Origin of the sequence: uncultured Tessaracoccus sp., assembly GCF_947255005.1 — a bacterium.
Classification (GTDB): domain Bacteria; phylum Actinomycetota; class Actinomycetes; order Propionibacteriales; family Propionibacteriaceae; genus Arachnia.
Map to the genome: position 1 here is coordinate 142,175 of NZ_CAMYFI010000001.1, position 12,618 is coordinate 154,792.

General features: G+C 66.5%; 10 protein-coding genes and 3 tRNA genes. 11 read left to right on the forward strand and 2 right to left on the reverse strand.

Features of this window, described 5'->3' with window-relative positions:
* The first annotated feature begins 116 nt into the window (after positions 1-116).
* From Q0X61_RS00630 to Q0X61_RS00645, 4 genes are read left to right on the forward strand one after another with little or no spacing between them, the layout of a single operon-like run.
* Positions 117-2,372 (forward strand): DUF5682 family protein, encoded by a 2,256-nt coding sequence (locus Q0X61_RS00630; protein WP_297739257.1) that lies wholly within the window; start codon positions 117-119, stop codon positions 2,370-2,372.
* Positions 2,369-3,463, forward strand: coding sequence for a VWA domain-containing protein (locus Q0X61_RS00635; RefSeq protein ID WP_297739261.1), 1,095 nt, complete (start codon positions 2,369-2,371; stop codon positions 3,461-3,463). Before Q0X61_RS00630 ends, Q0X61_RS00635 begins: the two co-directional genes overlap by 4 nt.
* A complete protein-coding gene (locus Q0X61_RS00640; protein ID WP_297739264.1) occupies positions 3,460-5,382 on the forward strand; it encodes a hypothetical protein in 1,923 nt (640 codons plus the stop codon). Before Q0X61_RS00635 ends, Q0X61_RS00640 begins: the two co-directional genes overlap by 4 nt.
* 35 nt (positions 5,383-5,417) lie before the next feature.
* Complete coding sequence (locus Q0X61_RS00645) at positions 5,418-8,435, forward strand: WGR and DUF4132 domain-containing protein (RefSeq protein WP_297739266.1); 3,018 nt, start codon at positions 5,418-5,420, stop codon at positions 8,433-8,435.
* 8 nt (positions 8,436-8,443) lie between these two features.
* Here Q0X61_RS00645 and Q0X61_RS00650 read toward each other — a convergent pair whose 3' ends face one another.
* Both Q0X61_RS00650 and Q0X61_RS00655 read right to left on the reverse strand, forming a co-directional pair.
* A complete protein-coding gene (locus tag Q0X61_RS00650) occupies positions 8,444-9,325 on the reverse strand; it encodes an exodeoxyribonuclease III (protein WP_297739269.1) in 882 nt (293 codons plus the stop codon).
* A 21-nt stretch (positions 9,326-9,346) separates the two neighbouring features.
* Positions 9,347-9,838 (reverse strand): YajQ family cyclic di-GMP-binding protein, encoded by a 492-nt coding sequence (locus tag Q0X61_RS00655; RefSeq protein ID WP_297739272.1) that lies wholly within the window; start codon positions 9,836-9,838, stop codon positions 9,347-9,349.
* A 155-nt stretch (positions 9,839-9,993) separates the two neighbouring features.
* Here Q0X61_RS00655 and Q0X61_RS00660 point away from each other — a divergent pair.
* The 7 genes from Q0X61_RS00660 to Q0X61_RS00690 all read left to right on the forward strand — a co-directional run bounded on the left by Q0X61_RS00660 (position 9,994) and on the right by Q0X61_RS00690 (position 12,553).
* Positions 9,994-10,077, forward strand: a tRNA-Tyr gene (locus tag Q0X61_RS00660).
* Positions 10,078-10,195: 118 nt separating this feature from the next.
* Positions 10,196-10,267 (forward strand) — tRNA-Thr (locus Q0X61_RS00665).
* Between the two features lie 28 nt (positions 10,268-10,295).
* A tRNA-Met gene (locus Q0X61_RS00670) sits at positions 10,296-10,371 on the forward strand.
* Positions 10,372-10,420: 49 nt separating this feature from the next.
* Positions 10,421-10,591: a 50S ribosomal protein L33 gene (gene rpmG, locus Q0X61_RS00675; RefSeq protein WP_297739275.1), complete on the forward strand. Its 171-nt coding sequence runs from the start codon at positions 10,421-10,423 to the stop codon at positions 10,589-10,591.
* Positions 10,592-10,660: 69 nt separating this feature from the next.
* Complete coding sequence (locus tag Q0X61_RS00680; protein WP_297739277.1) at positions 10,661-11,083, forward strand: MaoC family dehydratase N-terminal domain-containing protein; 423 nt, start codon at positions 10,661-10,663, stop codon at positions 11,081-11,083.
* The gene (locus Q0X61_RS00685; RefSeq protein WP_297739280.1) at positions 11,080-11,475 is read left to right on the forward strand and encodes a MaoC/PaaZ C-terminal domain-containing protein; all 396 of its coding nucleotides are present in this window, start codon (positions 11,080-11,082) and stop codon (positions 11,473-11,475) included. The genes Q0X61_RS00680 and Q0X61_RS00685 overlap by 4 nt, the downstream gene beginning before the upstream one ends.
* 7 nt (positions 11,476-11,482) lie before the next feature.
* Positions 11,483-12,553 (forward strand): UDP-N-acetylmuramate dehydrogenase, encoded by a 1,071-nt coding sequence (locus Q0X61_RS00690; protein WP_297739353.1) that lies wholly within the window; start codon positions 11,483-11,485, stop codon positions 12,551-12,553.
* Positions 12,554-12,618: the final 65 nt, after the last annotated feature.

Sequence of the window (12,618 nt, forward strand, 5' to 3'; positions counted from 1 at the left end):
CGACCACTGCCCCTGACCACTTGATCCAGCTAGGCTGGTCGCCCAGGAGGGACATCCATGACGAAGCAGGTGCAGCGGCCGTCGCGCGAGGCGCAGGATGCGCTGCTGGATTGACCGTGGCTGAACAGGTTGAGTTCTTTGGCGTGCGCCACCACTCGCCGGCCGGGGCGAGGCTCGTCGCTGAGCGAATCCGCGCTGGCGACGTCGCAGCGGTGCTCGTCGAAGGGCCGAGCGAGTACAACGATTACCTGGATGAGCTGGGGCTGCCGCACACGCTCCCCGTGATGATCTACACCTGGGCGCCGATGCACGCGCACGCGGAACCGGGCAGTGAGCAATGGTCCGATCGACGTGGGGCGTTCTACCCGTTCAGCGCCTACGCGCCAGAGTGGGCGGCTGTGCGCACCGCACAGGAACGGGGCCTTCCTCTGCAATTCATCGACTTGCCCTGGGGCTCGCGGGCCGAGCACGCCAGCGCAGCGAACCTACTGGCCGAGCCGGCCGAACTGCAGGAATCGGCGCTAGAACCACTGCTTCGCGAGGTGGGCGTCGACGATGTCGATGCCCTGATCGACGAACTCCTGGAGCTCGATCCCGCGCTCGGCCTGGAAGACTACCGCGCCCGGATCGAACGCCTCGGGGAAATGCTGCGAAACGACAGCGACGAAACGCTGCAGCGCGAGCGCTACATGGCGTCCCGTATCCGCGAGGCCGAGGAAGGTACGTCGGGGACGATGCTCGTCGTGTGCGGAGCATCCCATATCTCCGGGCTGCGGCGGTGCCTGACCACCGGTTTCGAGCCCGTTGCCCGCTGGGAATCACCCGACGACGAACGCTACGGCGTCGCACTCACCCCGACGTCCTACGCCGCCCTCGACGCGCTCACCGGCTACGACGCCGGCCAACGCAACCCCGGATTCTACGAAGCGCTGCACGCCGACCGATGTGCCGGGCGCACGGGAACCGCGGAGCGGCTGCTGAAAGACATTGCTGAGGGGCTTCGTGACTCCAAGCAGCGGATCTCCGTCGCCGACCTCATAGCCGTCTCCACCACTGCGCAGGCGCTCGCCTCCCTTCGCGGGCATGGGGAAGTATGGCGCACGGATCTTGTCGACGGGGTCATCAGCGCGCTGGTGAAGGACGACGACGGCGCCGCCCACCCGCTCGTCGCGAGGGTGTACGAGATTCTGCGCGGCAACCGCGTGGGTCAGCTCGCGCCCGGCACCCGTCGCCCGCCGCTGGTGGTGGAACTCGTCGCAGACTTGGAGGCCCTGGGGCTCACTCCCTATCCGCAGGAGCGCATCGCGAAGGTAGACCTCACGAGCGACGACGGCCTTCGCGGCTCCAGGCTGCTCCACAGCCTCCTGGCACTGGATGTGCGCGTCGGCGCCCAGGTGCGCAGCGCCGATACCGACGGCGTGGAGCACTGGCGGCTGTGGTGGACCCCCGAATACGAGAGCTCGCTCGTCGCAGCCTCCAAGTATGGTGGCACCCGCGATGAGGCCGTGACGACGCGGTTACTCGCCGACGCCGTGGACATCGTCGACGATCCGCGCGCCGCCGCTGAACTCATGCTCCGTGCGGCACTGTGTGGGGTGGACGACCTCGGCACTGCCCTCCAAGCCCGCACCGAGACGCTGTTTGCCACCACCGGCAACATCGGCGGACTTGGCGACGCACTGCGTTCACTGCTGCGCCTCTACCGCTACGACGCACTGTGGCAGACCACCGGGCGGGCCGACCTCGGTGCGCTCATCACCGTCGCCTTCGAACGCCTCGCCATGCTCGTGGAACGCGTCGGGGCGCTGCCCGACGCACCATCGACTGACCCCGTCATAGCGGCCATCCGCAGCGGGGTTGACGTCATCGAACGCTGCCAGGACTTGCCGTTGGCGCGTGCAGCGTGGCGACGAGCGTTGCATCACATCAGCGACTCGCCAGACCAGGCAGCGGCGCTGCGTGGCGCCGGCACCGGCGCCCAGTGGCTCCTGGAGGGGGAGGGCGACGAGGCCCTCTCCACGTCGATCACGCTGCTGGCGAACCCAGCGGAGTTGGGCGACTTTGTGTTTGGGCTGCTCACGGTGGCGAGAGAAGCCGCCACGCGCAGGAGCGAATTCGTGAGCGCTCTCGACGCGGCGGTGACGAGCTTCCACGACGACGACTTCCTCGCGGCGTTGCCGGGGCTGCGTCGTGCCTTCTCGGCGTATCCGCCGCGCGAGCGCGCCCAGATCGCCCATCAGCTGCTGGGCGAGCAAGGCCACGACGTGCTTCGGCGATTCGAGGGCTCTTCCGACGACGTGATGGCGGTGGCCAGCTTCGAGCAAGCACTGCTTGGTCACGTCCGCGGCTTCTTGGGCGAGGAGGTCTGGTGAGCGACGCACGTGCCGTCCGTTGGCGGCTCATCCTGGGGGACGGATCCGAGAAGCTGGGCGAGCTGTCGGGGGTCGACGCCCGCCGCGCGGCGTCGCTGGACTTCCTCTACGACAGGGAGACCGTGGATCTCCTGGGCGGTGACGGGCCGTCGCAGCTCACGGTACCCACCTGGATCAACGAAATCAGCGAGCTGTTCCCACGCGCGGTGCAGGAACGCATCCAGACCGACGCGCTGGAGCGCTACGGGCTGAGCGAGCTCGTGACCGACCCGGAGGTGCTCGAACGCATCGAGCCATCCGAAACCCTGCTGAAGGCGGTGCTCTCGACGAAGCACCTCATGAACCAGGAAGTGCTCGCCGCAGCGAAACAGATCGTGCGCAAGGTGGTGCAGCAACTCGTCGAACTCTTCGCCACCGACGTGCGCCGCGCAGTGACGGGCCGCCTGGACCCCCACCGTCGAAGCCGACACAAGGTGGCCACCAACTTTGATCCGGTGGCGACGATCCGCGCCAACCTCAAACGGTGGTCGCCGGTTCTCGGCAAACTCGTGATTGCCGACCCGGTGTTTGTGTCGCGCACGAAGCGTCATTCGGAGCGTTGGCAGATCATCATTGCGGTAGACCAGTCGGGCTCCATGCTGGATTCCGTGATCCATTCGGCGGTGACGGCGTCGATTTTCCACGGCATTCCGGCGCTGCGCAGCCACCTCCTGGCGTTTGACACGGAGGTGGTGGATCTCAGCAGCGAAGTGATCGACCCCGTCGAGACGCTCATGCAGGTGCAGCTGGGCGGCGGCACCGACATTCACCGAGCCGTGCGCTACGCGGAGCAGCTCGTCGATACGCCGCGTCGGGCGATGGTGGTGGTCGTGACCGACCTGTACGAGGGCGGCTCAGTGTTCCAGCTCAAGGCGGCGGTGCGCAGGCTCGTCAGTGAGGGCGTGCGGGTGCTCATCCTGGGTGCGCTTGACTCGTCGGGAAAGGCGACGTACGACACCTCGCTCGGCCGGGAACTCGCGCATCTCGGCGCGCACGTGGGCGTGATGACGCCGTTCGAGCTGGCCAGTTGGGTGGGGGAGGTCATGCGATGATCCGCGACGACTTGCTCCAGCTCAGCGAGAGCGTCTTGGCGGATCTCACCAACAAGGGCACTCTCCGGCGCGCGCTCAAAGAGCTGGATGGGTTCGACGGCACCGTTGAGACGCGCGATGATGGCACCGTCGTCGTGACTGCCGACGACGGCACCCGCTGCGAGCTGCTGGCCAACAAGCCGTTCGGCGACTGGCCGTGCACCTGCCTGGCAGGTACTGAGTGCAGGCACCTCGTGCGCGCGGTGCTCGCCTATCAGCGCTGGGCGCAGACGCAGACCCACGACGAACAACCCCACCCACCCGAGGCGCAAACCGCGGCGCCGTTCGACCCCGGCAGCATCACCGACGAGGCCCTTGCCGCAGCGCTCGGGCGCCTCCAGGCACAGGCGCGCGGGCTTGCCTCCGCCGGGATCCTCGCGCAGGTGGGCGTGACCAACGACATCGCGGTGGTGCGCCTGCATCACCCCGTGGCGGTGACCGTGCGCTTCCTGGCTGGCGACGATCTCCGCTACGTGCGCTGCACTTGCGCCGACCCCGACCCATGCGTCCACGTCGCCCTCGCCGTCGAAGCCGCGCGGGGCGCGCCCTTCGGGGAGACTGGGCTGCGCGAGCTCCCAGGCGACGGGTGGAGGCCAGACGAGACCCTGTTGACGCGCATCGTCGCGCAGATCGACGCCCTGCTCCAGGTTGGTGTGGAGGCTGGCGAAGCTGCGCTGCGGGCCGGCTGGCAGCGGCTCGGTGCGCAGCTGCAACAGGCGGAGATGCCTCACCTGGCTGCCCTCGTCGACGAGCTGGTGCATGAACAGGAACGCCACGCGTCGCGGAGCGTGCAGTTTGATCCGACTCGGCTTGTCAGGCTGCTCGGTGAGCTGCTGGCGCGGGCAGAAAGCCTCCGAGGTGGGTTTGAAGAACGCATTCCCGACCGGCTCGTGGCGGGCTCCGCCGCCCGCGAGGTTGCGCTGTCGCGGGGCAAACTTATCGGGCTCGGCTGCCAGGTGGTGGAGGGGGCTGGTTGGCGCGAGGTCATCGCGCACGTCGTCGATGCCCGCAGCGGGGCATCCATGCGGGTGAGGAAACGCGTCGAGGACGATGTTCTCAGCCCGGCGGCGCTTGCCAGGCGGCTGGTCGGGAGCGTCTCGCTCGCACAGTGGGGCGGCGGGCAGGTGCTGGTGCAGGGCGGGAGGCGTGACGGATGGGGCAACTTTCTGCCCGGTCGCCGCCGCTCGACACCCATGTCCAGCCCCGCGCTGGGGGAGTTGTCTCCGCCGTATCTGGCTGATTCGCTGGCCGTTCTGGCTGAGCAGCAGACGAGGCTGCCCGCCATCCTCGATGACCGCGCAGCCGGCACGGGGCTCGCTGTGGTGCGGTGCACTCGGATCGTTGACTTCGGGTTTGATCCCGTCACCGCCGCCTTCGTCGCTTCGCTGGAGGACTGCGACGGCGCTTCCGCGCGCTTGCAGCTTCCCACCGCCGGGGCCGGTTCCGACGGTGCCTCCGCACTCGCGGCGTGGTGCGACGTGGTGGGCACCGACGTGCTTGACGAGTGCTTCGTCGCCGGCGTGTGGCGGTGGGGCGGCGGGGGAGTCACCGTGGAGCCGACGCTCGTGAGCGCAGACAACCGGAGCTTGCAGCCGCAGATCGCCGACCCGGTTGCTGGCTCGAACGTGCCAACCTCCGATGCGACGGATCGCCCGCTCACCAGCCCTGCCGCACTCCTGGTAGCGTTGGACGAGCTGTTGGGCACCGCCCTGCTCGCGGGGCTCGACAGGCTGGAGAGCGACGCTCGAATCTTCGACGAGTTCACCCGGCGTGCCCGCGACGTCGGATCGTCGCTCATCGCCAGTCTCGCCGAGCGTCACGACGCGCAGGCGCTGCGTCGGCTGCTCCTGGCGAGCGCGTTTGGGCGGACGCTGGTCTGACCGAAGTTGCACCACCCCTGCTGTACGCTTTCGACATGCAGCGACGTCTGGTATGCACTGAAGGTACCTCGGACAAGTTCTGGTACATCGATCAGGTGGGGGAGCAGGTCACCGTGGTCTACGGACGACGTGGCACCGCCGGCACCACGAAGACCAAGGCCTACCCCTCCGAAGAGAAGGCCCTAGCCGACGCAGAGAAGCAGGTGGCCGCGAAGCTGAAGAAGGGGTACGTCGACGAGGAGAGCACCGTCGAGGGCCCGCTCACGCCGTCGGAGAACGTCACGGACACTTCGGCGCCGAAGGCAACCGCCAAGCGCGACGAGCCGAAACCCGCCGAGAGCGTCGAGTCCCCCGCAGCTCCCATAACTCCGACAGGGGATGCACACGACCTTGGCCTGGAGCTGTTCTGGTGGGAACGAAGCTGGGATCTGTCGGCTGATCCCGAGCAGCCGCAAGACACTTCGCCCTTCAGCCCCGAACAGGCTGCCGCTCGGGCTCGGGAGGTCTGCGAATGGGAGGAAGCCTCGAACATTTACGCTAGCGGCTGGGCCCTCTCGGGTGAACCCTTCGACGGTTACCCCAGCGCCGAGTGCGCCAAGTGGTGGTCTGAGTTCTTCCTCGACCCTAACGCAGCGCTGGGTGCAAACACCTATCAGGAGCCGGCATCGAACAGGATCCCGCCCGAGGGGCTGTGCCTCATTCTCTCGCAGGCCTCGGGCGACCAGCCCCTGGTGAAGTGCGCGAAGGAACTCAAAGACGATCCGAAGGGTCTGTACGATTCTTGGGCGCTAGATCGTGACGAAGCACACGCCACGACGGTGCTGGCGCTGCGCGCAATCTGGAAGCTCATCCCCGAGGCGGAGAAGCTAGAGCTTGCCGACGCGCTGCGAGGGCCACTCGTGAACCCTCAGCGTCAGCCGCGCGACTCCGTCGGAGTGCGGATGTTCTTCGCCCGGCTGCTCGGCGGGCGAGAGGACGACATTCGAGCCAGCCTCGATGCGCTGTCAGCTGGTGCGTGTGGCCGGCCGTACATTGACACCGCTATGTTGCCGTTGCTGTACGCCACGCCTGAGGAGCGACTCCAGCACGCCAAACGCCTAGGCGTCCACCTTGGCTATTACCAGTATGAAGCTCTGGCATGGGTGATCAACGTCGGGCCGCTCGGTTTCTCGAAGCTCGCCTCAGACCTCGGCAAGATTGATAAGGACGCTGCGGACGCCTCGCTGCGGCTCCTCACTTCCAGGCTGCACGGGCCTGCCGCGGTGCCACTGTTCCTTGAGATCGCCAAGACCCGGCACGCCGCTGCTGCTGAGCAATGGCTGGAATCTCACCTGGCACAGGTGCTCGCAGCCGACCTCAGCGTGCAACAGGCCGCCGGTATCGCTCGACTGCTACGCCCCCTGCCCACTAAGCAGCTGCAACGCCTTGTCGAGCAGGCCTCCGGCGGTGTGTGCCAGGTGGCCCAGGAAGTACTTGAGGAATCCTCGCTGAGTGCCTTTGATCCATCGACTCCGTGGTGGCAGGAAGCACTAGGTACCGTGACCATGCCGAACCAGCTTCCCGAGTATCTGAACGTTGCAGGGCTACCCCCGATTGTCGTAGACGATGTGAGACTGGGCGAAGAAGAAGCCCGGTTCGTCATCGAGGCCATGCAGGCAGACGACCGCGACCAGCCGTTGCTGGCGGCGCTGCGGGAGCACGCCTTAGTGCATCACCGCGACGCCTTCGCCGTCGCGCTGCTGGACATGTGGCTTGCGAACGGAGCCCCGTGGAAGGACAGGTGGCTCATGACTGGCGCGGGGTGCGTCGGCGACGAGCGTTTCGTGCACCACCTGACGCCGATGATCCGCGAATGGCCAGGGGTGTCGCAGCACCAGCGTGCGGTCGCCGGGCTGGGTGCGCTGCGCAACGTTGGTTCGGAAGGTGCGCTGCAGGCGATTGCGGGTATCGCGGCGAAGGTGAAGTTTGCGGGCATCAAGAGGCGTGCTGGTGAGGTGATGGGTGAGATCGCGGAGCAGATGGGGTTTACCCGCGACCAGCTGGAGGATCGCATCATTCCCGACGGTGGCCTCGACGAGCGCGGTACGCGCGAGTTCAGTTTCGGGCCGAGGCGGTTCCTTGCCAGCGTGACCCCGGAATGCAAGGTCGTGGTGCGCTTCATCGGTGAGGACGGGCGCCCCACCGGCAAGCCCCGCACCTCGTTGCCGAAGCCCAATCAGTCCGACGACGCGCAACTCGCCGAGGACGCGAAGGCGGAGTACACGGCGCTGAAGAAGACGGTCACCGGGCTGGCGAAGATCCAGAACAAACGCTTCGAGAACGCGATGATTTCCGGCCGGCGCTGGGAAGCAGCCGATTTCGAAACCTACATCGCGCCGCACCCGCTGCTGCGCGGGCTGTTGTCGTCGGTGGTGTGGAGCATCTACGACGGCGAGAGCCGCGTCGCGTTGGGGCGCATCGACGAGGACGGGCAGCTCGTGGACATCGACGACGAACCCGTGGCACTTGACGGGCGAACACTCGGCATCGTGCATCCGGTGGATCTCTCGGAAGCTGAGCGCTCCAGCTGGGCGTCGGTGCAAGCCGACTACGAGCTCGTGGAGGCGTTCCCGCAGCTCTCCAGGCAGGTGTTCACGCTGCCCGAGGACCAGAGGGACGAACTGCTGCTGCACGGCCTGCCGGAGGGGCCGTTGCCCGCAGGCAAGCTCATCGGTGGGTTCAAGAAGTTCGACTGGAGTCGAGGTGAAGTCCTCGACGCGGGCGTGTACGTGTTGTACGGCAAATACTTCCATGCCGCAGATGTCACCGCCGTGATCCAGTTCGATCCCGGCATGTGGGTGGGCGGTTCGCCCGGTGAGCAGAACGACCAGGCCTTCGACTGCGCCTACCTGCTCGCAGGCGAACAGGATCCGGGCGTCCTTGACTACGGCGTGGATCCAAGGAACAAGGCGAGGCTCGACTTCTTCTCCGGGATGCGCCACGTGCCATGGTCGGCGGTGCCGAGGTCGGTGTCGAGCGAGGTGCTCGCCACCATCAACTACATGGTGAGCTGAACGCTACGTCACAGCGCGTAGTCGACGATCACCGGGGCGTGGTCGCTCAGACGCGCGTCGTAGCTGGCTTCGCGGGCGGTCAGGGCAGCCGTCGCGGCCTTCGCGAGGCCAGGTGAGGCCAGGTGGTAGTCGATCCGCCAGCCGGCGTCGTTGGTGAACGCCTGACCGCGCCAACTCCACCAGGAGTACGGCCCGTCGACGTCCCCCGCCAATTGGCGCTGCACGTCGACGAGCGTCCTCGGCCCCAGCACGGAGGCGATCCAGTCGCGCTCTTCTGGCAGGAAACCCTCCGACTTCTGATTGCTGCGCCAGTTCTTGATGTCCAGCTTGCTGCGGGCGATGTTGAAGTCCCCGACGACGAGGAACTCGCGGCCCTGCCGGGCCGCGTCGCGACGAGACGCGGTGAGTTGCCGAGCCAGGCCGCGCAGGAAGCGCATCTTGAACTTGTACTTCGGCTCGTCCTCGCCGTCGTACGGGAATGCCGAGCCCTTGGGCAGATACAGCGATGCCACGCGCAGCGGCGCATCGGCGAGGTCGACCTCCAGGTATCTGCCGTGTGTGGCAGCGGGTTGGAGGTCGCGCCCGCCGGTGGCCTCCGTCGGGATGTCCTGCAGCTCGCCATCCGCGACGACGTGGGCTCCGCCGCCGTGAATGGTGCGCACAGCGGCAGGGGGCTGGCGGGTCAAGATAGCCACACCGTTGCGCCCCGCCAGCTGGCCCAACTCGAGTATGGCGTGCCAGCCGTCGAACGCGTCGAGCGGCAGATCCTTGGCCCGGCAGCGCACCTCCTGGAGGCACACGACGTCGGCGCCTGCCGAGGCCCAAAACTCCTTGAAACCGCGCTTCATCGTCGCGCGGATGCCGTTCACATTGTGGGTGCCGATTCGCATGGGGCGAGCTTACCGAGCGCCTCAGCGGTAGTTCACGAACTGGGTGGCGAAGTCGTAGTCCTGGTCTCGGATGAGTTTCTGCACGGCCTGGAGATCGTCGCGCTTCTTCGACGAGATGCGCAGCTCGTCGCCCTGGATCTGCGCCTTGACGCCCTTGGGGCCTTCGTCGCGGATCAGCTTGGAGATTTTCTTGGCGTTCTCCTGGGAGATGCCTTCTTCCATGTGGGCGCTGATCTTCCACACCTTGCCGGAGGCGCGAGGCTCGTCGTCCTTGAGGGCCTTGAGGCTCACGCCGCGGCGCGCCAGCTTCGACTGGAACACGTCGAGCACGGCCTTGACGCGCTCTTCGGTGAAGGCTTCCATCTCGATGCCTTCGCCTGCCCAGGCAATCGAGGCGCCGGTGTCGCGGAAGTCGAAGCGGGTGCGGACCTCCTTGGCGGCCTGGTTGATGGCGTTGTCGACTTCCTGGCGGTCGACCTTGCTCACGACATCGAATGAACTCTCTGCTGCCATGGGGTGTTCCTCCTCATTGGTGGGTGCCGACAGCATATGCGCACGACGAAATGTTCGGGTGGCGCATAGTCAATGCGCCGAGTCAGCGCTCGCCCACCCCGTAGTTTTGCCGGGGCCAGGACGCAAGTGCTAGCCTTGCCAGGCGCATTGCGCACGGCAGGTTGCCCGAGTGGCCAAAGGGAGCGGTCTGTAAAACCGTCGGTTCGCCTACGTTGGTTCGAATCCAACACCTGCCACCAGACCCCGAGTCGGATGGGCTCGGGGTCTTGCGCTACGGGCGGCGGGAACAGATACCCGAAGCGGGCAAACGCCGATTTGGCGGTCCGCAGCTCGCTCGTGTAACTTTGACCCTCGCTAGCCCTCATAGCTCAGTGGTAGAGCGCATCCTTGGTAAGGATGAGGTCCGCAGTTCGACTCTGCGTGAGGGCTCGGTTCCTTCGGACACGTAGGAACACCTGACGGGGTAGCTCAGTCGGTAGAGCAAGCGGCTCATAATCGCTGTGTCGCGGGTTCAAGTCCCGCTCTCGTCACCACAGCCGGCGAATACAACAAGCGCAGCACGCGCAGAGTCAAGGAGACATCATGGCCAAGAAGGGCGCGGACGTTCGTCCGAAGATCACGCTTGCCTGCACCGAGTGCAAGGAGCGCAACTACATCACCAAGAAGAACCGCCGCAACACGCCGGATCGCCTGGAGATGAAGAAGTTCTGCCCGCGTTGCAGGACGCATCAGCTTCACCGCGAAACCCGCTGACCAACGGTTCACCGAACAAAACGACCGCCTCGTGCGGTCGTTTTGTCATCTCCGCGCTAGCCTTGCCGCATGCCTATCACCGCAGAGCATGAAGGACTGACGCTCCCGAAGCCGCCGCCCTATGAGGTGAGTCGAGCTAAGATCGCCGAGTTCGCCGTCGCGCTTGGCGACGGCAACACCGCCTACTTCGGCGAGCACCCCGTCGCCCCTCCCACCTTCGCCGCCATTATCGCCGCGCAAGCCTGGGAGGTGCTCTTCGGTGACGTTCGGTTCGGGCTGGCGCTCAACCGCACCATCCACACCGACCAGCGCTTCGAGTTCCTGAAGCCGCTGCGCCCAGGCGACGTCGTCGAGGCCGAACTGCGCATCGACAAGGTGCGCAACCGGGGGTCCATCGACATGGTGACCGTCGCCGTCGAGCTCACCGTCGGTGGAGAAACCTGCGCGGTGGCGCGCTCCACACTGATGCACACCCGAGAGGAGACAGCATGAACGTCGGTGATTCCCGCGAGCTTCGCGTGCCCATCACCCGCCAGGGTGTGGTGCGTTACAGCGGCGCGTCGACAGATTTTAACGAGATCCACTTCTCCGACCGCAAGGCGAAGGCGCTGGGTTTGCCCGGCGTGCTCGCGCACGGTATGTGGACGATGGGTGCCGGGTTGCGCGTCGTCACCGACTGGGTGGGTGACCCGTCGCGCATCACCAAGTACGCCGCTCGCTTCACCAAGCCCGTCGTTGTGCCTGATACCGACGAGGGCACCGCGGTGGTCTACACCGCGACGGTGAAGAGCGTCGAGGACGGCCACGCCACACTGGCGCTCACCGCAACCTGCGGCGACGACGCCGTGCTCGGCGCCGCGAGCGTGGAGGTGCGCCTTGACTGAGTGCGCCATGACGACGGTCTCCCGCGCCCCGCGCGCGGTGGATGTCGACTCCACTCCGATGCTCGCCGATCACACCACCTTGCGCGTGGGCGGACCGGCGAAGCGTTTCGTCGTCGCGAACACTCCCGACGACGTCGCACGCATCGTGGGCGAAGCCGACGAGCAGGGCACCCCGGTGCTGATCCTCGGTGGCGGTTCCAACGTGCTCGTCGCCGACGCCGGCTTCGACGGCGTCGTGGTGCGCATGGGCATCACCGGGGTGCGCGGCACGGTGTCCCAGTGCGGCGGGGCGGTGATCACCGTCGGAGCTGGTGAGGTCTGGGACGATTTCGTAACACATGCGATCTCGCAGGAATGGATTGGGCCCGAAGCGCTGTCTGGCATTCCGGGCAGCGTGGGGGCGACTCCGATCCAAAACGTCGGCGCCTACGGCATCGAGGTGAGCCAATTCATCTACTCGGTGCGCACCTGGGACCGCGAAACGAAACAGTTCCGCACGTTTGCCGCCGCCGACTGCGAGTTCGGGTACCGAGATTCCGTGTTCAAGCGCAACCCCGGCCGATGGGTGGTGGTTGAGGTCACGTTCCAGTTCAAGCTCGGCAACTTGTCTGCGCCCATCCGGTACCCGGAGCTGGCAAGGCACCTCGGCGTAGCGGTGGGGGAGCGTGCCGAATCGCTGAAGGTGCGCGAAACGGTGCTCGCCATCCGCTCAGGCAAGGGGATGGTGCTCGACGACGCCGATCACGACACATGGTCGGCCGGTAGCTTCTTCACCAACCCCATCCTCGACGCCGATGCCGTCGCCACGCTGCCTGAGGCCGCGCCGCGTTTTCCCGCAGGGGACGGCCGCACGAAAACCAGCGCCGCCTGGCTCATCCAGCACTCCGGTTTCGACAAGGGGCTCCGCATGGGCAACGCAGGGCTCTCGACGAAGCACGTCCTCGCCCTCACGAACAGAGGAGGCGCCACCGCAACGGAACTCGTCGCGTTGGCCAGCCACGTGCGCGACGGCGTCGAGGCGCGCACGGGCATCCGCCTCGAGCCCGAGGTGAACCTCGTCGGAGTAACCCTCAAGTAACACACCTCAACCTCAAGTTGAGACACTTCCATCCAAGACACACACCCAACTAGCCTCGCCTTCGA

Bases quoted from the DNA above. Each gene is read 5' to 3' on its own strand.
- Q0X61_RS00640 (WP_297739264.1), top strand. From the start codon at position 3,460: ATGATCCGCGACGACTTGCTCCAGCTCAGCGAGAGCGTCTTGGCGGAT.
- Q0X61_RS00645 (WP_297739266.1), top strand. From the start codon at position 5,418: ATGCAGCGACGTCTGGTATGCACTGAAGGTACCTCGGACAAGTTCTGG.
- Q0X61_RS00650 (WP_297739269.1), bottom strand. From the start codon at position 9,325: ATGCGAATCGGCACCCACAATGTGAACGGCATCCGCGCGACGATGAAG.
- Q0X61_RS00655 (WP_297739272.1), bottom strand. From the start codon at position 9,838: ATGGCAGCAGAGAGTTCATTCGATGTCGTGAGCAAGGTCGACCGCCAG.
- rpmG (WP_297739275.1), top strand. From the start codon at position 10,421: ATGGCCAAGAAGGGCGCGGACGTTCGTCCGAAGATCACGCTTGCCTGC.
- Q0X61_RS00680 (WP_297739277.1), top strand. From the start codon at position 10,661: ATGCCTATCACCGCAGAGCATGAAGGACTGACGCTCCCGAAGCCGCCG.
- Q0X61_RS00685 (WP_297739280.1), top strand. From the start codon at position 11,080: ATGAACGTCGGTGATTCCCGCGAGCTTCGCGTGCCCATCACCCGCCAG.
- Q0X61_RS00690 (WP_297739353.1), top strand. From the start codon at position 11,483: ATGACGACGGTCTCCCGCGCCCCGCGCGCGGTGGATGTCGACTCCACT.